General features: G+C 52.1%; 19 protein-coding genes and 1 tRNA gene. 9 read left to right on the top strand and 11 right to left on the bottom strand.

Translation table 11 applies throughout. The annotated features are described in order from the left end of the window. Positions 1-26: 26 nt before the first annotated feature. The 5 genes from P4S53_RS21910 to argF all read right to left on the bottom strand — a co-directional run bounded on the left by P4S53_RS21910 (position 27) and on the right by argF (position 4,452). Entirely contained in the window at positions 27-416 is a 390-nt protein-coding gene (locus P4S53_RS21910; protein ID WP_027251909.1) for a Rid family detoxifying hydrolase, read from the bottom strand. Positions 417-495: 79 nt separating this feature from the next. Next, positions 496-1,476, bottom strand: a complete 981-nt coding sequence (locus P4S53_RS21905; protein WP_337114366.1) for a trypsin-like peptidase domain-containing protein — start codon at positions 1,474-1,476, stop codon at positions 496-498. 273 nt (positions 1,477-1,749) lie between these two features. Next, positions 1,750-2,214 (bottom strand): aspartate carbamoyltransferase regulatory subunit, encoded by a 465-nt coding sequence (pyrI, locus tag P4S53_RS21900; protein ID WP_337114365.1) that lies wholly within the window; start codon positions 2,212-2,214, stop codon positions 1,750-1,752. 15 nt (positions 2,215-2,229) lie between these two features. Continuing rightward, positions 2,230-3,159: an aspartate carbamoyltransferase gene (pyrB, locus tag P4S53_RS21895; RefSeq protein ID WP_337114364.1), complete on the bottom strand. Its 930-nt coding sequence runs from the start codon at positions 3,157-3,159 to the stop codon at positions 2,230-2,232. Positions 3,160-3,447: 288 nt separating this feature from the next. Beyond that, positions 3,448-4,452, bottom strand: a complete 1,005-nt coding sequence (gene argF, locus P4S53_RS21890) for an ornithine carbamoyltransferase (protein WP_337114363.1) — start codon at positions 4,450-4,452, stop codon at positions 3,448-3,450. 303 nt (positions 4,453-4,755) lie between these two features. On the opposite strand from argF, the gene rraB reads away from it, so the two are divergent. Then, positions 4,756-5,136 carry a ribonuclease E inhibitor RraB gene (rraB, locus tag P4S53_RS21885; RefSeq protein WP_337114362.1) on the top strand — a complete coding sequence of 127 codons (381 nt, stop codon included), beginning with the start codon at positions 4,756-4,758 and terminating at the stop codon, positions 5,134-5,136. A 73-nt stretch (positions 5,137-5,209) separates the two neighbouring features. Here rraB and P4S53_RS21880 read toward each other — a convergent pair whose 3' ends face one another. Together P4S53_RS21880 and P4S53_RS21875 are read right to left on the bottom strand one after the other, a co-directional pair. Further along, on the bottom strand, positions 5,210-6,115 hold the full coding sequence (locus tag P4S53_RS21880) for a bifunctional helix-turn-helix transcriptional regulator/GNAT family N-acetyltransferase (protein WP_337114361.1): 906 nt from the start codon (positions 6,113-6,115) through the stop codon (positions 5,210-5,212). A 74-nt stretch (positions 6,116-6,189) separates the two neighbouring features. Then, positions 6,190-6,603 (bottom strand): DUF2061 domain-containing protein, encoded by a 414-nt coding sequence (locus P4S53_RS21875; RefSeq protein WP_337114360.1) that lies wholly within the window; start codon positions 6,601-6,603, stop codon positions 6,190-6,192. A 279-nt stretch (positions 6,604-6,882) separates the two neighbouring features. Here P4S53_RS21875 and P4S53_RS21870 point away from each other — a divergent pair, with 279 nt between their 5' ends. The 3 genes from P4S53_RS21870 (at position 6,883) to P4S53_RS21860 (ending at position 12,397) form a co-directional block, all read left to right on the top strand. Next, positions 6,883-8,034: a YjgN family protein gene (locus P4S53_RS21870; RefSeq protein ID WP_337114359.1), complete on the top strand. Its 1,152-nt coding sequence runs from the start codon at positions 6,883-6,885 to the stop codon at positions 8,032-8,034. Beyond that, positions 8,031-9,032 (top strand): M48 family metallopeptidase, encoded by a 1,002-nt coding sequence (locus tag P4S53_RS21865; protein WP_337114358.1) that lies wholly within the window; start codon positions 8,031-8,033, stop codon positions 9,030-9,032. The genes P4S53_RS21870 and P4S53_RS21865 overlap by 4 nt, the downstream gene beginning before the upstream one ends. 347 nt (positions 9,033-9,379) lie before the next feature. Beyond that, positions 9,380-12,397, top strand: coding sequence for a leucine-rich repeat domain-containing protein (locus P4S53_RS21860; RefSeq protein ID WP_337114357.1), 3,018 nt, complete (start codon positions 9,380-9,382; stop codon positions 12,395-12,397). 81 nt (positions 12,398-12,478) lie between these two features. Here the strand turns inward: P4S53_RS21860 and P4S53_RS21855 are convergent, their stop codons facing one another. Genes P4S53_RS21855 through pepA form a run of 3 tightly spaced genes read right to left on the bottom strand, consistent with a single transcriptional unit; the run spans position 12,479 to position 17,364 of the window. Further along, a complete protein-coding gene (locus tag P4S53_RS21855; protein ID WP_337114356.1) occupies positions 12,479-15,340 on the bottom strand; it encodes a valine--tRNA ligase in 2,862 nt (953 codons plus the stop codon). A gap of 26 nt (positions 15,341-15,366) precedes the next feature. Beyond that, the gene (locus P4S53_RS21850; protein WP_337114355.1) at positions 15,367-15,807 is read right to left on the bottom strand and encodes a DNA polymerase III subunit chi; all 441 of its coding nucleotides are present in this window, start codon (positions 15,805-15,807) and stop codon (positions 15,367-15,369) included. Positions 15,808-15,855: 48 nt separating this feature from the next. Next, on the bottom strand, positions 15,856-17,364 hold the full coding sequence (gene pepA, locus P4S53_RS21845; RefSeq protein ID WP_120511720.1) for a leucyl aminopeptidase: 1,509 nt from the start codon (positions 17,362-17,364) through the stop codon (positions 15,856-15,858). Positions 17,365-17,557: 193 nt separating this feature from the next. Here pepA and lptF point away from each other — a divergent pair, with 193 nt between their 5' ends. After that, on the top strand, positions 17,558-18,658 hold the full coding sequence (gene lptF / locus P4S53_RS21840; RefSeq protein WP_337114354.1) for an LPS export ABC transporter permease LptF: 1,101 nt from the start codon (positions 17,558-17,560) through the stop codon (positions 18,656-18,658). Continuing rightward, entirely contained in the window at positions 18,658-19,728 is a 1,071-nt protein-coding gene (gene lptG / locus P4S53_RS21835; RefSeq protein ID WP_337114353.1) for an LPS export ABC transporter permease LptG, read from the top strand. Before lptF ends, lptG begins: the two co-directional genes overlap by 1 nt. 63 nt (positions 19,729-19,791) lie before the next feature. Here lptG and P4S53_RS21830 read toward each other — a convergent pair whose 3' ends face one another. After that, positions 19,792-20,286 carry an RDD family protein gene (locus P4S53_RS21830; RefSeq protein WP_337114352.1) on the bottom strand — a complete coding sequence of 165 codons (495 nt, stop codon included), beginning with the start codon at positions 20,284-20,286 and terminating at the stop codon, positions 19,792-19,794. Positions 20,287-20,538: 252 nt separating this feature from the next. Between P4S53_RS21830 and P4S53_RS21825 the strand changes: the two genes are divergently transcribed. The 3 genes from P4S53_RS21825 to P4S53_RS21815 all read left to right on the top strand — a co-directional run bounded on the left by P4S53_RS21825 (position 20,539) and on the right by P4S53_RS21815 (position 24,461). Continuing rightward, positions 20,539-20,625 (top strand) — tRNA-Leu (locus P4S53_RS21825). Between the two features lie 397 nt (positions 20,626-21,022). Continuing rightward, positions 21,023-21,364 carry a hypothetical protein gene (locus tag P4S53_RS21820; RefSeq protein ID WP_337114351.1) on the top strand — a complete coding sequence of 114 codons (342 nt, stop codon included), beginning with the start codon at positions 21,023-21,025 and terminating at the stop codon, positions 21,362-21,364. 454 nt (positions 21,365-21,818) lie between these two features. Continuing rightward, positions 21,819-24,461 carry a bifunctional diguanylate cyclase/phosphodiesterase gene (locus P4S53_RS21815; RefSeq protein ID WP_337114350.1) on the top strand — a complete coding sequence of 881 codons (2,643 nt, stop codon included), beginning with the start codon at positions 21,819-21,821 and terminating at the stop codon, positions 24,459-24,461. Positions 24,462-24,466 lie beyond the last annotated feature (5 nt).

Below are 24,466 nucleotides of genomic sequence, written 5' to 3'. Positions count from 1 at the left end.
TGTATTTTTTACTGTGCGGGGAAGCCTCAGGCTTTGCGAACCGCAATGGCTTCAATTTCGATTTTGACATCTTTTGGCAGGCGAGCCACTTCCACACAAGAGCGCGCCGGGTAGGAGGCGTGGTTTTCATCAAAGAAATTGCCGTACACTTCATTGACTGTGCCAAAATCGTTCAGATCCTTCACAAATACCGTCATTTTCACAATATCCGCCACTTTCAGCCCTGATGATTCGACGACCGCTTTGACGTTCTCCAGCGACTGGCGAGCCTGAGCGGCGATATCTTCCGGCACTTCTCCCGTGACCGGGTTGACCGGGATCTGGCCCGAGGTCAGAACCATGTTACCGAGATCAACACCCTGAACATATGGTCCGATAGCGGCAGGTGCTTTGTCTGTGTGCAGTACTTGAGTCATGTTTGATCCTTTTTGGCTTCAACAGAAATGCTTACGGCCTCTAGTGTGCAATGCCTTGACGAACAGGTCAAAAGGTTTGCTAGCGGAACGTGGGATCATTGCTCAGGTTTTGGATGACCTCGGCCGGCGAGCGGCTGGTATCGGTTTTTTCTTCCTGATAGATAGTCGTTCTACTGTGCTGCAGGGCGACATGATGACTGTTTTCATCCGACGGCGGGAATGAGCCGGACACTGGCGTAGCATAGCTGGTGAGCGGGGAGGCGGCCGCTGCATTGTGAGGGGTGTTAAGGGGGGCCAGGCCATTGCTGCCGGGGTTCTGCTCGGGCAGCCCCAGTGAATCGGGCACCTTTGTACTGCGGTTGAGGCGATTAACATAAGGCGAGACCTGGGCGCTGGCCAGCGCCGGACTGGCAGAGACAGGCCGTATGCCCAGTTCCTGCAGCCAGTCAAAAATCAGCGTGGCAGGGACAAACTGGCTGTATCGTGCGGCCGGGCGCAGGTTAGCGAGATCTTCCGGGTTATCGACAATGGCGACTGTAATCCCGACAATTTCCCCGGCGTCATTGAACACAGGGCCGCCGCTCATCCCTGACATGACCGGCGCATCACTCAGTGAATACAGGCAATTGTTATTGGTGTCTATAACATCCTGCAGGTACTTGCCTTTCCCTTCAATGCTGGTTCCGAGCAGAGAGTGGCCCTGATGGACCACGGGCTGATCCGGAAAAATTAACCCCCAGGTCGGTACCTGAGCAGAATCGGTGCGGATCAATGCCAGATCGCACAGCGGGTGATAAATCACATCCCGGTTCCAGGAATAACGTGCCACATGCTTGGCCGTCACCTGCAAATGCGGGGTGACAGGCACGGCTGAGCCAAATCCGCCCAGCAAAATGGGCACGCCGATCACAACCTGCTGGTTGGCCAGATGTTCCGGTGCATCAAAGACGTCCCCGTTTGTCGTCACGCAACCGGACAGGATCAAACCGGCCAGAATGGCAGGCCGGACGGGGACAAAAGGCCAGAGATAACGATGACAAAACTGCGCACAGATATTCATGCTATGTTCTCGTTGTTGGTCACACTTTCTTTTACAGAACGGGTCGATATCCGTTCGGTACGGATTTTGACATTAAGCGGCACTCTGGCTGTCAAAGAGGCCAAAAGTGGCACTTTTCCTGAGTCTAGAGACGGGGTGCGGGAAAGTATGTTGTCGAACTGAGAATGGCGGAACGGAGGCCGTAAAAGGGGAAAAACGTGAAAGCCGGCTCAGGGCTGAGTCGGCTTTCTTATTTTTGTCACAAGCGGTTTTTCAGGCATGAATGCCGGAAAATCAGTGGTAATCGGTCACGATGTCGCGCGCGAATACTTTTTCACAGTACTTGCACTTCAGGCGGACTTCATCATGTTTGGTCACCACTTTAAAGCTGCTGTCCACCGGCTCATTGTGAGTAATGCAGTTTGAATTCGGGCACTTAAAGACGGCGTTGATCTGTGACGGCAGCGACAGGGTCAGCTTCTTCACTACTTTATAGTCTTCTATCTGGTTCACTGTCGCCTTGGGGGCGTAGAGCGCCAGCTGGTTAGCCAGCTCCTCATTGAGGAACACATTTTCGATTTTGATCAAATCTTTGGTGCCCTGTACCGAGGAAGGCAGATTGAGGCCAATCGTGACTTTTTCTTCGGCCTGATGCAGTTGGAACAAACGCAGCACTTTAATCCCGACATTGGCAGGGATGTGGTCAATGACAGTACCGTTCTTAATGGCTTCAACCTGAAGTTGGGACTCTTTTGTCATGTGATATTCTCCTGCTTAAATGTCTTGATTGAGGACCAGTGCCAGCAGTGCCTGCCGGGCATAGACGCCATTTTCCGCCTGCTGGAAATAATAGGCATGCGGGGTTTTATCGACATCCGTGGTGATTTCATCCACCCGTGGCAGCGGGTGCAGTACTTTGAGGTTTTCACGGGCATGGGCCAGCATGTCAGCACTCAGGATATAAGCCGCTTTCATGTGCGCATATTCGGATTCATCAAAGCGCTCTTTTTGCACCCGGGTCATATACAGCACGTCCAGCTCGGGGATCACTTCTTCCATCTGGGTGTGCAGGCTGTACGCAATACCGGCCTCATCCAGCTCTTCGCAGATGTAATCGGGCATCGCCAGCGCTTCCGGGGCGATGAAATAAAAACGGATGTTGTTGAACTTCGACAGCGCCTGCGTCAGTGAGTGCACCGTCCGGCCGTATTTCAGATCGCCCACAAAGGCGACATTGAGATTGTCCAGGCGGCCCTGGGTTTCGGCGATACTGAACAAATCCAGCAGGGTTTGGGTCGGGTGCTGGTTGGCACCGTCACCGGCATTGATCACCGGCACTTTGCCAGAGAACTCTGACGCCAGACGGGCGGCCCCTTCTTGCGGATGGCGCATCACGAACGCATCCACGTAAGAGGTAATGACCTGAACCGAGTCGATCAGGGTTTCGCCTTTTTTCGCCAGTGAGGTATTACCGCCATTATCGAAACCAATCACGCTGCCGCCTAAACGCTGAATCGCCGTTTCAAACGAAAGGCGGGTACGGGTAGATGGCTCAAAGAAACAGCTGGCAATCACTTTGTGCTTGAGCAGCTCAGGATTTGGCTGTTGCTTCAGCTGGGCCGCGGTAGCTACGATCAGCTCGAGTTCGCTGCGGCTAAGCTCGGGGATGGAAATAATGTGCTTATGATATAGCGAATTCGCCATGGCGCTCTTCCCTCTTTTGGTCTGGATCAGGTGGCTTTGGGTCTGTCTTGGCTATCGTACGGGTAAAAAAAGCCCCCTGAGATCAGGAGGCTTTCGGATGACGATCCGGAGTAACAAAAACGGCACGGCACACCGTTAACCGGCGGCGTCGCTGCACAACTGTGATCGCGGATTGGGCCATTTTTGGTACTCGCTAGACAAATTGCGGAGGATTATACCGCCATTTCTCTATGGCGCAAGCGTTTGCCTGTACCGAATCTGGCCCTGTCGGTTACGCATATGTCAGTGCTATTGACCTAAAGTCGCGACCATCACGGCTTTAATGGTGTGCATTCGGTTTTCGGCCTGATCGAAAACGATAGAGTGGGCTGACTCGAAGACCTCTTCGGTCACTTCCAGGCCAGACAGACCGTACTTTTCGGCCACCTCTTTACCTATTGTGGTTTCATCATTGTGAAACGCAGGCAGGCAGTGCATGAATTTCACATTGGGATTGCCGGTTGCCTTGAGTGTTGAGGCGTTCACCTGATACGGCAGCATGGTTTTGACCCGCTCGTCCCAGGCCGATTGTGCTTCACCCATTGAAACCCAGACGTCGGTATACAGATAATCACAGCCTTGCACACCTTCCTGCACCGACTCAGTCAGGGTAATACGGGCACCTGTCTCACTGGCAATCGCCAGACACTGGGTGACCAGATCGGCTTCCGGCCAGTAGTCTTTTGGGGCAACCAGCCGGATGTCCATGCCCATTTTGGCCGCGCCGACCATCAGGGAATTGCCCATGTTGTTACGGGCATCACCCAGATAGGCAAATTTGATGTCCTGCAGCTGTTTGTCCGGGCAGTGTTCCTGCATGGTCAGAAAATCGGCCAGAATCTGAGTGGGATGGAATTCATCGGTCAGACCGTTCCAGACTGGCACACCAGCATATTGCCCCAGCTCTTCAACCACAGACTGACCGAAACCCCGGTACTGGATACCGTCGTACATCCGGCCAAGGACACGCGCCGTGTCTTTCATGGATTCTTTGTGGCCGATCTGACTGCCGGACGGGCCTAAATAAGACACACGGGCACCCTGATCAAAGGCGGCGACTTCAAAGGCACAACGGGTACGGGTTGAGGACTTTTCGAAAATCAGGGCGATGTTCTTACCGCTCAGGCGCGGCTGTTCATAACCGCCGTATTTGGCTTTTTTCAGTTCTGCGGAAAGCGACAACAGGTGCCCGATTTCGCGCGGGGTGAAATCCAGCAGCTTGAGAAAATTCCGGTTGCGCAGATTAAATGCCATATCTCGTCCTCGTGTTCATGACTTCAGCGAACACTGATCGCTGCGTTATGTATGAAAATTGATGCTTTATGAATAATTACCCATAAAATATGAAATTATATATACCTGTGTCAATCGTAAAGCCGTAAGTAAATGCGGGAAAAATCGCCTTCTGAATGAGAGAAGCAGTATTGTGACTTTCGCTGAACAGAGAATGGGGCGGGAAATCGTGACTGAGGATGGAAATTCGCGGGGATCCGTGCCATATTGGCGGCCAATTTCATACATACTAGTGTGGCTGGTGCCCCTATTTGGAGAGACCTTATGTCTTACGCAGAATTGATTGAAGAGCAGAAGGAAGAGACTCGCGAGATCATTGAGTCCCTGCTGGAAGATGGCAGTGATCCGGATGCGCTGTATTCGATTGAACACCATTTTTCTGCTGATTCATTTGCTCAGCTGGAAGGTGCCGCTGCTGAAGCCTTCAAGATGGGCTTTGAAGTGATGGATGCCGAAGAGCTGGAGCTGGATGAAGAAGACGGTGGCGGTACAGTCGTTTGCTTCGATGCAGTGATGGAGTCAGCTCTGGATGCAGAACTGATCGATGAGCAGGTACTCAGGCTGGTAGAGCTGGCGCAGAAGTACAACATCGATTACGACGGCTGGGGAACGTACTTCGAGTCTGGTGAAGACGACGAAGATTAATCCCCCTCAGTGCTCAGGAAAAAGCTGGCTTGCCAGCTTTTTTCTTGTCTGTCATTTGCGAAATAGCCGAGGGTCAAAACCACTTCACCATCCGGATCTCACAGGCGTCGTGCCCTGTGTTGCCCATAGGTTCTTTGGTGTGTTCAAAACCTAACGATGCATACAGCGCGATGGCTTCTGTCAGATTGGCTGTGGTTTCCAGATAGCAGGCCCGGTAGCCGTGTTCCCGGGCAAAACGCAGGGCTTTGACCGCGAGCTTACGTGCCAGTCCCAAGCCGCGTAACTCAGGCAGGAAATACATTTTCTGCAGCTCGCAGATGTTTTCTTCGCCTGCCAGTCTGGCGATACCGCCGCCCCCAAGTACCCGGTGACGGTGTTCAATCACCCAGTAAGCATGCCCTTCAGGCTGGTAAACCTCACTCATGCTGTCCAGGGTGGGATCGGCCACGCCATAGCCCTTGTCTGCTGTCAGTCCGTATTCAGCAGAGACTTTTCGGATCACGGCTGCAATCGATGCATTGTCCAGTGGCGTCAGCGGACGTATCTCGTAATTTTGCTGTCTGCCCGCCATCACCATGGCTTTGCGGTATCGCTCCAGACTTTTGCCCAGCTGTTCGATTTCATCCATGTCCATTTGCGCCAGAAAGCCATCGACCTGCTGATTGAGCCTCTGGTGCAGTTCAGCCAGTCTGGACTGGCCTGCCGCGGTCAGGCTGGCAATCTGGCTGCGTTTATCCTCAGGGTGCGGATGACTGACGATCAACCCGCTGTTGCTCAGTACCGCCAGTGTGCGGCTGGCGTTGGATTTATCCACATTGAGCAGGGCGGCCATCTCATTGACTGTGCAGGGATTCGCGTCCAGTTCAATCAGGGCATGGGCCTGAACCGGGGTGAGATCCATGTTGCCGCACTGGCTGTCGAGCATGCCGAGCTGGCGCACAAGCTGACGGGATAACTGACGAAGTGTCTGGGCATCCATGTTGATTTGTCCATATTGTTGTGGTTTGCAACTAAATGTAATTGCGAATCACAACTATGTCAACAGGGAGCAAGTTAATGGATGAGCGAGTGATGCGGGCAGGATGAGAAAGCGGCTTTTTGCCGGCTTTGTTCTTTTCGTTGCCAGACCGTTTCATGCGCCAGATAAGCCAGCGTATTGATTGACGGTTCGATCAGAGCCATCACGCCACCGACCATCCAGCTGCCACTCAGCAAGTACGCCACACTGAAGGCCACACTGAAGTGGATCACCGCAAAACTCAGGGTTTTATTGGCAGGTTTGCCAAAGCGGGACTGTTTCAGCGCCGGCCATTGCCAGGCTTTCTCGTGAAAATAAAAAGCCACTGTATTGACCATAGGCTCAATCATGGCGATCAGGCTGCCCAGGATCACATCACCCGTCAGCAAATAGGCAATGCTGAAGGCAACAGTAAAGTGAATGGCAGCAAAGCTGAGTGTCTTTTTCATAGTCAAACCCTCTGTAGATGTTCTCAGTATGGGGGCTACCATTCAATCAGTAAAAGCGTTTGATTCTATCCAATCAATAGTTAGATTCTATGGCTTGATATAAATAAACATGAATAATGACTTATCGTCGCTTTATGATTGAGAGTGCTGTTTCTGAACTCAACGGCGAGCAACAACTTTATGCTGTCAGTTGCATTTGTTTGATTTATATTGAAGCACCACTTTTTCCAGCGATGGGCTGGTTTTTTCACATTTTTTGCGAAGACTTAGGATAAAACAATGGAAAACAAGGTTAGGTTTCACGGTCAGGGAGGCGAATTTTTCGGTATCTGGATCGTGAACATTCTGCTCTCTGTCATCACTCTTGGGATTTATTCTGCCTGGGCGAAAGTCCGCACCAAGAAATATTTTTACGGGAACACTGAGCTGGCCGGGGATCGGTTTGATTATCATGCGACCCCGAAGCAGATCCTGATTGGCCGTGTCATTGCCTCTGCCTGTGTACTGGTGTGGTTTACGGCCAGCAATTTTATGCCGCTTTTTGCCCTTGTGCTGATGCTGGCTTTTTTTGGCGTGTATCCATTGCTAGCCCGCAATAATGCCCGTTTTGATGCCCGCATGAGCAGCTACCGCAATGTACGTTTCAACTTTAACGGCTCGGTGAAAGGGGCATATTGGGCCATGATGGGATGTGGTTTGGTTTCCATGATCCCGCTGGTGATCCTGTTTGCGATCACTGCCATAGTGTTTGATAAATCTATGTTAGTCGGCGGGCTGTTTGCGTTGCTTTCGGTCGCGGCATACCTGTATGTCTTTGCCAATGTTACGGCCACGATCACCCGCTATTTTGCCAATGGCTACCAGTATGGTGATCGTCAGTTCAGCGCCGAGATAGGCACAGGTTTTTTTGTGAAAACCACTGTGCTGGCGGCTTTGCTCGGGTTGGGGCTGTTTGTGGCACTGATTGGCTTGTTTGTGCTGGTGGCAGGTGCGGGGGCGGTGTCATCCATTGCCAGCGGGCAGTTTGCAAATCTGCAGGGCGGGGCACTCTGGCCTTTCCTGGCAATATTTATCGTCTACACAGGTATGCTGCTGGTGATGGTTGCCGTATCGGCATTTGTCAAAGCCCGCACCCGCAATTACACCTTTGCTCAGCTGAAAGCAGCCGGTGAGCCAGAGTATGGCTTTTCCTCTTCGCTGCGAACCCCGGCGTTTGTCTGGCTGATTGTGTCGAATATCCTGATGCAACTGCTGACACTGGGACTGGCACGCCCCTGGGCCATGGTGCGTACCCAGCGTTATCTGGCCGATAATACGGCTGTGATCGGTGATTTGTCTCTGCTTAACGTGACGGGTGAAGCCTTCGATGACGGTGCGGCCATTGCCGACGAAGTGGCTCAGGCCTTTGATGTCGGAGTAGGCATTGGATGATCATCAAAGGCTTCTGCCACCCGCCGCTCAGTTCTGAGCGGCGGGAAGCTGAGCTGGACTGTACTCAGACAGGTCAGGTGACATTGCGCTGCGGCGAGCATGTTGTCATGACTTCCGTGGCCGAGTTGCAGATCTCGCCGCCTTTGGGCGCCTTGCCCGCCAGCATTGATTTTGCTGATGGCTGGCAGTTTAAAGCGGCTCAGGATCATGAGCTGGTTGAGTGGGTTCGCCTCAACACGGTTCAGCCGCAGCGCTGGGTACATCGGCTGGAGCGAAACTGGCTGGCAATCGTGGCCAGCGCTGCACTGGTCGCCGTATTGTGTCTGGGCGCTTATCGTTACGGTATTCCGGCCGCCGGTCATATGCTCACCCGTTTACTGCCGCAAGCTGTGCCTGTTTATCTGGGTGAGCATGTCCTGGAAACGCTTGATGATCACATGCTGTCACCTTCCCAGCTCAATGCTCAGGAGCAGTGGCAGATCCAGGACAGATTTGCTTTATTGCAGGACAACCTGCCGCCGTTGCCTTTTGAGCTGAACATCGTGTTTCGGACCTGGCCCCATGGCCCGAATGCCTTTGCCCTGAGCGATGGTACTGTGGTCGTGCTGGACTCACTGGTGGAAATGGCCACCACACCCGCCGAGTTGGACAGTATTTTGTTGCATGAGGTCGGGCATGTGTATCATCAGCATGTGATGGAATCTGTAGTGCAATCGGCGCTGATTTCTGTGGCCACCGCACTGATAGTCGGCGACAGCTCTGGGATGGCGGATATGCTGACCAGCACGGGGGTATTCGTTGCCTCCAGCGGCTACTCGAGGGATGCCGAGCGCGAAGCGGATCAGTTTGCGGCCGAGCAGATGTTGAAAAACTATGGCACCACAGAACCGATGGCCGCCATGTTTAACCGTTTTATGGAACACTATGGCGACAGCGATTTACCAGAATGGCTGCAAAGTCACCCCGAACTGGAGCAACGGATTCAGGCCTTGAAATAGTATTCATCCGATTCAGGCCGGAGATTCGGCTGAAAATTGTGGCATAAAAAAGCGACCGAGATCGGTCGCTTTTTTTGTCTGAGTAAACCGAAACTGCTTACAGCGCTGCGATGGTCGCTTTGTGTTCAGATAAGAACGCAAAACTCAATCAGGTGCATCAATCAGATATTGCAATGCATTGTATATGCAAGGTATCTTTCGCCTCCGGAATATTAATAAATCAGTAGCATATTTAAATACCAAGCCTTTCTCCTGATAACGCAGGGGACGTGCTGACTATCCTGTTGCTGAATAAGGGTTTATCACTGTGCTTTCTTATTGGATTGCGTCATAAAACGGAAATGGCGATGCTGACATATTCAAACATCAAACAAATAGTGTTACTTGCAAGTGTGATTTTTCTGACTGCCTGTAACGGCGGAGGCAGTGACAGCACCAGTGGTGATAAAAAATCGGATAAACCGCCGGTTGAAGATGCATCAACCAGGGTAAGCGGGCAGGTATTTAAAGGTCCGGTTGCATACGCGACCGTCACCGCGTTTGATGCCGATGGCAAAGAATTGGCCAGTACGGTGACCGATAATCAAGGTTTTTACACCCTGTCGCTGGACGCGTCTTATCGTGGGGTTGTGCAGATTGATGCGACCGGCGGGGACTACATTAACGAAGCAACGGGCATACGAATGCCTCTGACTGAAACGCTCCGCTCCGTGAAAGTACTGACAGAGAAAGACTCTGTCATGAATGTGACGTTACTGACGGAAATGGCTGTGCGCGAGCTGCCTTTTTTAGTGCCTGAGTTTGTCGCAGCAGCAAACCGCAAGGTGGCAAAAGCCATGCTTTTAGATCTGGACATTGTCAGCGAAGCGCCAGTCGATCTGCTGGATGAAGCGAACGTGGGCGAAACGGGCGGAAGAGTCGACTATGCGCTGGTCATCGCCGGGATGACGAAAGCCGCCGAAGCGGAGGAAATGAAACTCAGTCACTTGATGTTCGAACTGAATCAGGATATTGCGGACAACAGCAAGCTTGATGATGAGCTGCAACTCACCCGGTTAAATCAAGGGATCAATGCTTTCCTCGATTCAGCGCAGAACAAAGTGGTGGTGAACAAGGCGCAACATTATCGCAATACTTATCCTGTTGTGGCCCCGTTAGACATGCTGTCTGTCTATGCAAATCATCAACTGCGCATAGCACCTGACATCACCGATGATAAAGGGCAACTGTTTTATCACTGGCGTCAGGTGATGGGGCCGACAGTGTTGATGGAAGGTGCTCACACCGAGGCAATGTTTTTCAAGGCAGCGGACACGGTAAAAAAACAGACTCTGGCATTCGAGTTAACCGTGACTGACATAGATGGCTTAAGTGTCAGTCAAACTTACTATGTCAGGGTGTTGCCGATTCCTGTGATTTCCGGTGTGGCGTTCAAAGGGCCCATTAAGGGGGCAAGGGTCAAAATCACCCAAGTTGACGGTACCCTCATCGGGGAAGCCACTACTACATCGGATGGCTGGTATCAGATCAGGAATAACAATGTTTATCAGGGATTGGTCATCGCTGAGGTGACGGGTGGTACGTACGTCAGCGAAGCGACGGGAAAGACAGTGCCGCTAGAGTCAACTTTACATGCTGTCACCCACCTGAAAGCCACTGATCAATCGATTCATATCACTCCCTTCACTGAGCTGGCGTTTCGCCGGGCCAAAAACTTGGGGGAGCACTTTACTCAAACCACGGTAGAACAAGCAAACCAAGAGGTGACAAACGCATTGAGTGGGTCAAGTGTGGTCGGCACTGAACCTGTAAACCTGATGGATCCCTGGAACAAGATCGAGCGCTTCAGTGCTGAGTCTGATTATGCACTCTCTCTGGCTGCGGCTATGGTTGCCATGCACACACATTCACAGAGTTTAACCGACTGGCTGGATCGGGTGTCTGAAGACTTATCCGATAACGGACAAATAGATGATATTGAGACACTGAATGCTTTGTATCGAGGGGTAAACAGTTTTATCCGCTCGCCTCACAATCATGTCAGAATTACAGAGCTGGACAGTAATCTAACGCGGAGATTTTATCGCAGTACGTCACCTGAAATACTGTTAATTTCTTCCAGTGATGGTTATGAAAGGGCGCAAATCAATGTGTTGGTGCAGGCTCAAGACACAGGGATAGGTGGGATCCATTTTTATTCTTTACGGCAGCTCAGTGGGCCGGCAGCGAAATTCACAGAGAAGCAATCCAGAAACTCTTTCAGAATTAGCTTGCCTGAACTCAATGGAGAGCTCGCTGAAACTCTGACCTTCGAAGTCACGGTCAGCGATTGGGATGAACTGACCGCTTCAGAGATCTTTTCGATTGAGGTACAGCCTTACCCCAATGTTGTACTGGATAAAATTATCGATCCGCAACTTCGCCAATGTATTGAGTCACACTCTTCGAAAGTCCTCGATATAGAGGATATCAGGCGTCTTGAATGCGGTCCGGATTACGCGGGGATCAGCCAGTTGGATGGGATGGAACAATTGACCTATCTGACTTATTTGGGCGTGTTGGCGCAAAACCAGATCACGGATGTCACCCCCTTAGCGAGCTTACCCAAACTGCGTAGTCTCGCTATTGAACAGACAGTGATGACGGATCTCACGGCATTCACTGTCCTGAAACTGGGGCAGTTAAGCCTCAAGAACAGTCCGTTGTTGACCGACTTTAGTGCTCTGCCTCAACTGACTGAGCTGTATACCGCGAATTTTTATGGCACAGGACTGACTGATGGCTATCTTCTGGATAAGTTCCCCGGCCTGAGATATCTCAATGTCGGTCATATACAGAGCACAGATCTGGGTTTTATTTCTGACTTATATGATTTGTACGGATTGGTGATTGCGGACTCAGGGCTCACCCGGCTTGATCCTCATTGGTTTGACAATAAACCGGACCTCTTAATTTTGGATATTTCCGGTAACCCAATCACGGACATTTCAGAACTGTTTGGGTTAACGAGGTTACGTAAGCTGAATCTATCGAAGACTGACATTTCAGATTTATCGCCTTTGCGAAAATCAATGAATTTAAGAGAAATCGATATTTCATATACTGAGGTAACGGATTTGTCTGTTTTTCTCCGTTTTACACTCGCGGAGCAGATTCTCTTGCAAGGTTTTCAGGGGAGGGATATCAGCCCGCTGATTGAACTGAAGAAAGGGGATATCGACAAGGTTTTAAGAAGGGTAGATCTCACCGGGGCGGTTGTTGTGCCTTGTTCACAAATGACTGAACTGAGAGGTTTGGGCGTCAATATTGCTGTTGATGTCCAGCCCGGGGTGACGTGCCCAGCAGACTTTCCTGCGGATTTATAGCGTCGTCAGCATGCCGAAAACGGTATAAAAAAAGAGGCCATCCGGCCTCTTTTTGATGTCTTGATGTCAACCGAAAACCGCTTACAGCGCCGCGATGGTCGCTTTCTGCTCTTCCAGTTTAATCAGGGTTTCTTTGTAACCTTCCAGCTTCTCGCGCTCTTTGGCTACGACGGCTTCCGGGGCTTTGGCCACGAAACCTTCATTGCCCAGTTTGCCCGCGATGCGCTTGATTTCACCCTGTGTTTTGGCCATTTCTTTGTCCAGACGCGCCAGCTCGGCGTCTTTGTCGATCAGGCCGGCCATTGGGATCATCAGGGTCGACTTGCCGACCAGCGCCGTAGCGCAGGCTGGGGTTGCTTCGCCGTCTGCCAGTACACGCAGGCTGTCCAGTTTCGCCAGCGCCACCAGAACGGCCTGGTTTTGCTGCAGGCGGGCCGCCTCTTTGTCGTCAGCAGCTTTGAGCATCACATCCAGGCCTTTGCTTGGTGCGATGTCGTACTCGGCACGCAGGTTACGGATGCTGGTGATGAATTGCTTCACCCACTCAATATCAGCCAGGGCATCCGCATTGAAGTTTGCATCATCATACTGAGGCAGTGCCTGCGTCATGATGGTGTCGCCTTCAACACCTTTCACCAGTGGCTTGACGCTCTGCCAGATGGTTTCCGTGATGTACGGGATCACCGGATGGGCCAGACGCAGGGTCTTCTCCAGCACCGTAATCAGAGTACGACGGGTTGCACGTTGCTGCGCTTCGCTGCCTTTCCACAGAACTGGCTTGGTCAGCTCCAGATACCAGTCACAGAACTGGTTCCAGATGAACTCGTAGATCGTGTTGGCGGCCATGTCCAGACGGAAATTGTCAATGTGGGCATTGAACTCTTTCGCGGCCAGCTCGAACTGCGACTCGATCCACTTGTCTGCCAGTGAGTATTCCAGCTCGGCACCGTCGGCAAAACCGCAATCCTGATCTTCAGTGTTCATCAGTACGTAGCGGCTGGCGTTCCACAGCTTGTTACAGAAGTTACGGTAACCTTCCAGGCGTTTCATGTCCCAGTTGATGTCACGGCCGGTAGACGCCATGGCTGCCAGGGTGAAACGCAGGGCATCGGTGCCGTAAGGTTCAATGCCGTTTTCGAACGTCTTGCGGGTATTTTTTTCGATCTTCGCCGCCAGTTGCGGCTGCATCATGTTGCCGGTCCGTTTCTGTACCAGGGACTCCAGATCAATCCCGTCGATCATGTCGATCGGGTCCAGCACGTTGCCTTTCGATTTCGACATCTTGTCGCCGTTCTCATCACGGATCAGACCGGTGACATAAACGGTTTTGAACGGAACCTGGGCTTTGCCGTCTTCGTCTTTGCAGAAGTGCATGGTCATCATGATCATGCGGGCAACCCAGAAGAAGATGATGTCGAAACCGGTTACCAGCACATCTGACGGGTGGAAGACTTTCAGAGCGTCCGTCTGCTCAGGCCAGCCCTGGGTGCCGAAGGTCCACAGAGCCGAGGAGAACCAGGTGTCCAGCACGTCATTGTCTTGTTTCAGGACCACGACAGGCGCCAGGCTGTACTTCTCACGCACTTCTTCTTCGGTACGGCCCACATAGACCTTGCTGTCGTTGTCGTACCAGGCCGGGATGCGGTGACCCCACCACAGCTGACGGGAAATACACCAGTCCTGCACGTCACGCATCCAGGAGAAGTACATGTTCTCATACTGCTTCGGCACAAATTTGATATCGCCGTCTTCAACCGCTTTCACGGCGGGGGCTGCCAGCGGGGCAGTGCGCACGTACCACTGGTCAGTCAGCATCGGTTCGATCACCACGCCGCCACGGTCGCCATAAGGGACGGTCAGGTCGTGATCTTTGACTTCATCCAGCAGACCCAGCTGATCGAACTCGGCCACGATGGCTTTACGCGCTTCGAAACGTTCCATGCCCTGATAGGCCGCCGGAATGTCGGTGCTGTAGGCATCTGTGGGTTCGCCATTGGTGTTAAAGACTTCAGCTTCGTTGCGGATGTTGGCATCGAAGGTCAGGATGTTAATCATCGGCAGGCTGTGACGTTTACCGACTTCATAGTCGTTAAAATCGTGCGCCGGGGTGATCTTGACACAACCTGTGCCTTTTTCCATGTCGGCGTGCTCGTCACCCACGATCGGGATACGACGATTCACGATCGGCAGCAGGACGTGCTGGCCAATCAGATCTTTGTAGCGAGGATCTTCAGGGTTCACCGCCACACCGGTATCACCCAGCACAGTTTCCGGGCGGGTGGTCGCAACCACGATGTAGTCTTTCCCGTCTGCGGTTTTGACACCGTCGGCCAGCGGGTAGCGGAAGTGCCACATGTGGCCCTTCTTGTCTTTGTTCTCAACTTCCAGATCGGAAATCGCGGTGTGCAGTTTCGGATCCCAGTTAACCAGGCGTTTGCCGCGGTAAATCAGATCGTCTTCATACAGGCGCACGAAGACTTCACGCACGGCGTTCGACAGGCCTTCATCCATGGTGAAGCGTTCGCGATCCCAGTCAACTGAGGCGCCCAGACGGCGCAGCTGCTTGGTAATGGTGCCGCCGGATTCGCCTTTCCATTCCCAGATCTTGTCGATGAAGGCATCACGACCGTAATCGTGCTTGGTTTTGCCTTCTTCTGCGGCGATCTTACGCTCCACAACCATCTGAGTCGCGATACCCGCGTGGTCAGTACCGACCTGCCACAGGGTGTTTTTACCTTTCATGCGCTCACAGCGGATCAGGGTATCCATGATGGAATCCTGGAACGCGTGGCCCATGTGCAGGCTGCCCGTGACGTTTGGCGGTGGGATCATGATGCTGTAGGCATCTTTCGTCGTGTCACCGTGAGGCTTGAAGTAACCTGCCTCTTCCCAGCGCTTGTACAGCGCTTGTTCAATCGATTGTGGGTTGTATGTCTTTTCCATAGCGCTCTTGATGGATCTAGGTGGAATTAGGGCGATTCAGGCGCAGGTGTGGTCTGCAATTGAATGCCTGCCAACCGGTACGCTTTATAGCGTTCGCGGGCCTGCTGCTTGAGTTTTTCATCGCAAGGCACGAAGTCTACCACTTGTGCAAAGGTCACGGCAAAATTTGGTGCATCCTGACTGAGATTGATCAGGATTGCCCGGCGGCCGCTGTGTCGCAGGCCGGGCCAGCCGATTTCAACCGGAGAACCCTGTCTGGGGCCTTCTCCAATCAGGTTGTGGGGCACGAAGTTGTCGGGATCTTGCTGCCAGAGGTATTCGTCCAGCCATTCGGCCTGCGCACGGGTTTCCGCCAGCAGGAACACAGACTGGCCTTGCTGATACCACCATGCTGCTTGCTGACCGGCCAGTTTCAGCCTCGCCTCCGGTGCGGCGTCGTCAATGATATAAAAGGTAGCATGGCTCATAATGTCTTATCCGAAAAAGGGGCCGGCTGGCCCCTCTGTCGATGATGGTTAATCGAGGTTTTCCAGCCCGGCCCGGTTGAGCAGGAACTGGACCAGCAAAGGGACCGGACGTCCGGTGGCGCCTTTGTTTTTGCCGCCTGTCCAGGCCGTCCCGGCGATATCCAGGTGCGCCCAGTTATACTTCTTGGTGAAGCGCGACAGGAAGCACCCCGCGGTAATCGTACCCGCGCCCGGTGTACCAATGTTGGCCAGATCTGCAAACGGACTTGCCAGCTGTTCCTGGTATTCATCGTTCATTGGCAGACGCCATGCGCGGTCACCGGCCTGTTCAGAGGCGTTGACCAGCTCATGGGCCAGCGGGTTATGGTTCGCCATCAGACCGCTGATGTGATTGCCCAGGGCGACCACACAGGCGCCGGTCAGGGTGGCGACGTCAATCACGCACTCAGGCTCGAAGCGCTCAACGTAAGTCAGTGCGTCACACAGTACCAGACGGCCTTCGGCGTCGGTATTGAGCACTTCCACGGTTTGTCCTGACATGGTGGTCAGAATGTCACCCGGACGGTAGGCATTGCCGCCCGGCATGTTTTCACAGCCTGCCAGCACGCCGATCACATTGATGGGCAGATTCAGTTTCGCCAGGGAGCGCATGGCACCGAAGACGGTTGCCGCGCCGCACATGTCGTATTTCATTTCGTCCATGTTGGCTGACGGTTTGATGGAAATACCGCCTGAGTCAAACGTCAACCCTTTACCGACCAGCACCAGCGGCTTGGCATTCGGGTCCGGATGGCCTTTGTACTCAATGATCGACATCATGGCTTCATTTTTCGAGCCCTGGCCCACGGCCAGATACGAGGTCATGCCCAGCTCTTTCATTTCCTGCTCGCCAATGATTTTGGTGCTGACGGTGTCGAAGTCGTCTGCCAGTCGGCGGGCCTGGGAGGCCAGGTAGGCTGGATTCGCCACGTTAGGCGGCATATTGCCCAGATCTTTCGCTGCGCGGACACCTGAAGCGATCGCCAGACCATGGCTGATAGCACGCTCACCCAGTGACAGTTCGCGGCGGGTCGGCACATTGAACACCAGCTTGCGCAGCGGGCGGCGGGTTTCCGGCTTGGTGCTCTTGAACTGGTTAAAGGTGTAGAGGCTGTCTTTGGTGGTCTCAACCGCCTGACGGACTTTCCAGTAGGTATCGCGGCCTTTAACGTGCAGTTCAGTCAGGAAGCAGACGGCTTCCATTGACCCGGTTTCATTCAGCGTGCTAATAGTTTGCTTAATAATTTGTTTGTACTGACGTTCATCCAGTTCACGCTCTTTACCACAGCCAACGAGCAGAACACGCTCGGAAAGAACATTCGGGACATGGTGAAGCAACAGCATCTGGCCAGGTTTTCCTTCCAGATCACCACGACGCAGCAGGGAACTGATGTAACCCTCACTGATCTTATCCAGTTGTTCAGCAATTGGAGAGAGGCGGCGTGGTTCAAAGACGCCAACGACGATACAGGCACTGCGCTGTTTCTCGGGGCTACCACTTTTTACACTGAACTCCATGCGTACTCCTACATCCTATAAAGACAATTAGGGCTAAATGTTAGATAATGCCGCACTTACTTGTTGGTTCTTGAATTCAGGTTAAGATCAAAGTGCAGGCTGACAGTTAGCCGAAAGATAAAAAAATAACTGATTTACCGGAAAATTATAGTGATTCCAGCAAAAAAACAAGTTTTCTATGGGTATATAACGCGTGATTATTGTTCGTTATTTGACACGTGAGACAATCAAGAGCCAGGTCGCGGTCCTTTTTGTATTGTTTCTTATCTTTATCAGTCAGAAGTTTATCCGCATTCTGGCTGATGCGACAGACGGATCCATTCCCGGTGATCTGGTCCTGACCCTGATGGGGCTTTACATGCCCTCGATGGCGATGCTGATGCTGCCGCTGAGTTTATATATCGGGATCCTGCTCACTTTTGGACGATTATATGCCGAAAGTGAAATCACAGTCATGAATGCAACCGGTATCGGTAATACTTTCCTGATCCGGGCAGCATTGTGGCTGGCGATTATCACAGGGGCCATTGCGGCGTTCAATGCGCTGTGGCTGGCTCCCTGGAGTGCCGAAAAAGAAACCCAGGTCATGGAGAAGGTGGAAGCCGATTCGGGGCTGGATCTGCTGGTCAAAGGTCAGTTTCAGGGCGCGCCGGATGGCCGTGGCGTGGTCTTTGTTGATGATATTACCGACAAGGGCGGCAAGCTGCATCGTGTCTTTGTGGCGCAGCCGACCGCCAGTGACACCTTGCGCCCGAGTGTGATGTTTGCCAACAGCGGCACTGTGGATGTGCTCAAAGATGGCCGGCAAGTGCTCGATCTGCAGGACGGCGTCCGTTATGAAGGGCTGCCGACCCGACTGGACTATTCCATTACGGATTTTGACAATTATCAGGCGGTGATTGGCCAGCGTGCGATCAAAGAAAAAAACCGCGACTGGGATGCGCTGCCCACTCTGGCCCTGATGCAGCGGCCAGAACTGGCGGCACAGGCTGAGTTTCAGTGGCGGATGTCCCTGGTGATCTGTATCCCGCTGCTGACTATGGTGGTGGTGCCTTTATCGGCGGTGAATCCGCGTCAGGGCCGTTTTGCCAAACTGGTGCCTGCAGTGCTGATCTATCTTTGTTATTTCCTGGCGATCAGCGCGGCGAAATCGGCGGTGGAAGATGGCGGACTGCCGGTCGGTATTGGCTTGTGGAGTATTAATATTCTCATGCTGTTCGTGGCGATTGGACTCAATAGCTGGGATTCGCTGCCAATGCGACAATTCAGAGACAAATTCCGGAGACGCGGCTGATGTTTAAAATTCTCGACTGGTACATTGGCCGTACCATTATTGCCACTTCTGCCCTGACGCTGTCGACCCTGGTGGGCCTGTCAGCCATCATCAAATACGTGGAACAGCTGCGTAAAGTGGGCGACGGGACGTACGATCTCTGGAAAGCGCTGCTCTTTGTGCTGCTCAGCGCGCCACGTGATATCGAAATGTTCTTCCCGATGGCGGTGTTGCTGGGAGCGCTGATCGGTCTGGGGACACTGGCGTCCAGCTCAGAGCTGGTGGTTATGCAGGCCGCAGGCTTTTCTAAGCTGGATATCGGCTTGTCGGTACTGAAAACCGCCGTGCCACTAATGCTGCTGGTCATGGTGCTGGGGCAGTGGGGAGCACCGGAGGCGCAGAAAGCGGCCCGGGAATTACGGGCGATCTGGACCTCTGGCGGTAATGTGTTTTCAGTACAGCGCGGGGTCTGGGCTAAAGATGATAACGACTTTATTTACATTGGCCGGATTCACGAGCAAACCAATCTCAACGCGATAAACATCTGGGAATTTGATGAAAAAGACGTGCTGAAAGACAGTTTGTTCGCCCGCTCTGCGACTTTTCTCGACGGGCAAGGCTGGGAGCTGAAAGATGTCACTGTGACCCATATTGGCGAAGAAAAGCAGGAAAATACCCATTACGATACCAAAATCTGGCAGACCAGTCTGACCCCGGATAAGCTGGCGGTGGTCACAGTCAAACCGGAGGAACTGGCCCTCTCTGGCGTCTATGACTATGTGCAGTATTTAAAAGACACCAAGCAAGATGCTTCCCGTTACGAGCTCGCTTTCTGGCGTAAAGCCCTGCAGCCGTTCTCAATCGCCGTCATGATGCTGCTGGCGCTGTCTTTTGTTTTCGGTCCGTTACGTTCCGTAACGATGGGCGCGCGGGTGCTGTCCGGGGTGATCTTCGGGTTTGCTTTCTACATTTCTAATGAAGTGTTCGGCCCGCTGAGTATGGTGTACCGTTTGCACCCGGTGATTGGCGCGTTGGGGCCGAGTTTAGTGTTCCTGTTTATTACCCTCTATCTGCTGCGGCGCAAGCTTTAGATGCAATCGCAGTAACGCAAAAGGCGCCGTTTGGGCGCCTTTTTTGTGCATTTGATCTGCCGATCAGTTGGGCTTTGGCAGTAACAGCATTTCACATTCGGCCATCAAATCCTGCAGCGACTGTTTGGTGTGGCTGAAAGGCACCAGCAAATTGCCCAGACCAAAGGCTGATGTTGCCATGCGGATCAGGGCCTGGGTAAAACGGATATTCGAACCATCGGCATTTTGAATGCGCAGCTTCCAGGCGCGCATGCCCAGCGTCTGGCCAGCCTTACACCAGAAATAGCCAAAGAAGGCGACGATGGTTCCCCCCAGATACACAGAGTATATCGGTGCAGCAACCGGGTGTCGGGTGAGGTATTCACTGGCATCGGCATAGTTCCCCAGGCTCAGTGCGCCGCTGCTGAGCAGCAGCGCAATCACGGCCATGGCAAGACCACCTGCCAGCATCAGCACCGCAGCGACGACCAGTGCGTCATAAATCCAGGCCCCGATGCGGCGAAACAGCCCCGGGTATTGTTTGGTTTGCGTCATGTCCTTTTTCACTGTTGTTGCCATGGTTCCACCACAAAGAGTAAAGAGAGCAGGCAAGCCTACCTGCCCTAAAAAACTGCGGCACAGTGTAGCAATAGTTCCAGGCTCAGGGTACTCAAGTTGCGCGTTACCGTGCGATTGCAACAGATAGTGTCGATTGGATTGGCAACGGAATGCTGTGAAAAATGCCGGAGCGACGAAAAAGCAGCAAACGATCGATCGCTCTTCATAAAGTCGCTTGCACATCAACACCGTATACGTATAATCAGCGTCATTGCCCGGGTGGCGAAATTGGTAGACGCAGCGGATTCAAAATCCGCCGGTGGTAACACTGTGCCGGTTCAAGTCCGGCCCCGGGCACCAACTTCAACGACAAAGCCTCGACGAAAGTCGGGGCTTTGTCGTTTCTGCCGCTCAAAAACTTACGCTCGCTTTTTTCTTGTCATCAACCTGCGAGAAGCGAGCTTAAGCCCTTCTGGTTATCTGCTCACTCATTGCTGTTCTTTGTGTATATATTGGTTATCTGACCTTAGTTATTTCTATTCAATGTGTTAGCTTTTATTCTATTGTGAGAATTGATTTTTCTCTGTATTTAGTCGTACACACTTAGTAGGCGCTGGGTTAAAAACTAATGGATGAAGTCTTTTTTGAAAAATTTCATTTTTGCGATGGGTGAGCGAATGAATATCCTCCCATGTGGAGGTATTTTAATCAGTTCGAGTGACATAAATTAATTATATTTGGAGTTATTAGGATCATGATGAAAGCGTTAGTATTTTCTTTAATGTTGATGATGAGTTGCTTAGTTCAGGCTGCAGATACAATTGATTGTGGAAAGGTAGATTTGCAAACTGTTTACGTTCAGGCTGACCGTGGCGATGGCTCTTTCCATGCAAACAAAATGCTTATTTTGATGGGGGCGGGCAAGGAAGCGGCTTGTAGTGATATCACTTTTGCTTTCCTTGAAAATAATGATGATGCTTACGATAGTACATTGTCGATGGCTATTTCTGCTTATATGGCAGGCAAGAAGCTCAGAGTTGTTGTTGAAGATATACCAGCCCAGGCTGATGCAAAAAGGATTGCTTGGATTAATTTTTGAGTTGCACCGAAAAGGCCTAGTGGTGGGAGATCGGATCAGTCCGTCATGATCCTCTAGATATGTGGAAGCCCCGGCTTGGAATCGCCGGGGCTTAAGTGTTTCTGCGGGCCACTGACCTGTGGCCGTTGATGACGGAATAAACACCGCATCTTGTTGATAAGTGAATTAATGACAGTGCTGTAGCGCACAAAACTGATTCCCAAAAAGCATATTTATGCAAATATCAGATCAGGGCGAAAGAATGTGCAATGCCAACACCCTAAGATGTTTATACATTGATTTACATGAATTTATTAAAACTCTATGCATAGGATGTGCAGGCAGTTGGCTGCTTTAGGGATGAAATACATGGTCTTCTTAATGGGTATGCTTGTGTTCGGTAAACACTGTGAGTGCCCATGAGTAGCGTTTACTGTATGCCTGACCTGCATCATGGACTTGATGAGGAAGAATGATGCTAAGAATGTCGGGCCGTTATCTGGTGCTTTTTGCGTGTTTGGTCGCTGTTCTGGGTTACTTTGCTGATCAGATCTATGCCAAACAACTGGCCTTAACCAAGAATAAAGCCCGCAGTGAAATCATCGTGGCGGGCAACAATATCCGCACCGTGATGGAGCAATCGCTCAATGCATTACATACCCTGGTTGCTGTGGTAGATCAAAGCCATGGTAAGGTGGAGCAGTTTGAGGCACTGGCAGCCAGACTGCTGCCGCTTCATCCGGGCATTCTTTCGCTGCAACTCGCACCGCAGGGGCGTCTGAACTACATTTACCCGCTTGAGGGTAATGAAGCCGTCCTCGGGATGGATTTGTTTGCGTCCGCCCGAACCCGGCCTGGTGCCATGCAGGCCTACCGCTCAGGGACGATTGTCATGGACGGTCCTTATCAGTTGCTGCAGGGCGGCTATGGTGTTCTGGCGCGTTTACCGGTTTATGTTTCATCGCCTTCTCTGCCGAATTCTCAGTCCGAACAGGCATCCCGAACTTTCTGGGGGCTGGCGATTGCCCTGATCCGTTTCCCTCAGGCGCTGGAAGGCAGCTCGCTGGCTGATCTAGCACAACTGGGATATCAATATCAGCTCTGGACCCAAAATGCACAGACAGGTCAGCCTTTAGTGATTTCAAACAGCCAAGGCAATCTGCAGTGGCAAGCATTAGCAGACAGCATTCATTACGACTTTCAGATCAGTGGCCGCACCTGGTCACTGGCGATGACCCGGTCGCAGGGCTGGGGCAATCCATTGCTGTTCAGTTTGTTACTGTTACTGACCTTGTTGCTGGCTTTTATCGTGACCCGTCTGGTCTATAGCGCTCAGCATTCGAAAATCAGTGCGCGTCATTTTGAAGGGCTGGTGAGCATCAGAAATGAGCAACTACGCCAGAGTGAAAAAGAATTGCACCGGGCGCAGGAAGTCGCCGGCATTGGCTCATGGTGCTACGATTGTGTTAAAAACGGCCGTGTGCTGACGCCGCAAGCCAGAGCTGTGCTGAACTGGCCTTCTGAGGTCATGACATTCAGGCAACTAATGGCACGAGTTCCGGAAGCCTACCATGATACTGTGGCGGCGGCCTGGTTTCATGAACCCCCTCAAAAGCAGAAATTGGTGGAGTATCCGGTTGTGGTGAATCAACAGGAACGGTGGCTCAGAGAGTTTTCTGAAAGCCGGGTCACCACTGTGGGTGTTGAGCTGATAGGTACAGTGCAGGACATCACCGAATCCAAATCGCAACAGGAAATGATTTGGCGACAGGCTCATTACGACAGCCTGACGGGGTTACCCAATCGCTATTATCTGCTCAAGCTCATGAAAGAATATATGGCGTGGGCGCAGGAAAGCGGCCAGTCTTTCGCCATCATTTTTGTTGATATTGATGACTTCAAATGGGTGAACGATGCCTTGGGGCATTTGGAGGGCGATAAAATACTGCAAATACTGGCTGAGCGTTTGAGCCTGTTATTGCCGCCAGACAATGCAGTCGCTGCACGGGTCAGCGGGGATGAGTTCGTGATTCTGATGCGTCTGGTGCCGACAGGCGGTGATGTGGAAGTATTTCTAAGCGCCTTGCTATCGGCTTTTGAACAGCCGGTGCAAGCGGTGCATCGCCAGGTACAGGTGTCCTGCAGCGCCGGTATCGCTGTTTATCCGGATGACGGTTTAAGTGCTGAAGAGCTGCTGGGTAAGTCTGATTTAGCAATGTATCACGCGAAAAATCAGGGCAAGCACAACTTCAGCTTCTTTACCCGTGACATGGCGGCAGAGGCTAATGAAAAGCGCCACCTTGAGGCGGAGCTGAAAGCCGCGATAAACAATCAGGATTTTGAGCTCTATTATCAGCCGATTATAGAAGCCGACACCGGACGCATCGTGGCTGTGGAATCCCTGATTCGCTGGTTTCACCATGAAAAAGGTCCGATCTCACCGGGCTGGTTTATTCCTGTTGCAGAGGAAAAGGGATTTATCCTTGATATTGGCCGTTGGGTGTTGAAGCAGGCGTTGTCAGATATCCATGGGTTAAATGGTGAATTGGGCACACAGCTGGCAGTGACGATCAATATATCCAGACGTCAGTTACAGGATGAAACCTTTTATTTACAGCTGCAGGGCTTGATGGCGGAGCTGCCTGTGTCTGCCCAACAAATTGTCTTGGAAATCACCGAGTCTGCCCTGGTTGACAGTCACCAGAAACTGATCGAACAGCTATACCGGATTCAGCAATTGGGTATCCAGTATGCGCTGGATGATTTCGGCACGGGCTACTCTTCCCTGGCCAGTGTGCGCGATTTCCCATTATCTACCCTTAAGATAGATAAATCTTTTATCAGGGACTGTCCGCAGGATGAGCAGGCCAATAAAGTGGTTGAAGCTATCATTCATATGGCGAATGCGCTGGGTATTCAGGTGGTGGCTGAAGGGGTTGAGCAGATTGACCAGGTCAGGTTTTTAAAGAGGCTTCAGTGTACCTACGCCCAGGGCTTTTATTACCACAGGCCGATGCCGCTGGATGAACTGCGTCATCTGATGCAATCGGGCACAGCCGCCCGGAAGCATCACGAGAGTGGGCCCGAATCCGCCGCTTTGGCAGATATGATCGAGTGATCCAG

The sequence above is a fragment of the Photobacterium sp. Hal280 genome (genome assembly GCF_037162255.1).
Lineage (GTDB): Bacteria > Pseudomonadota > Gammaproteobacteria > Enterobacterales > Vibrionaceae > Photobacterium.
This window is presented reverse-complemented; position numbering and strand designations above follow the sequence as displayed.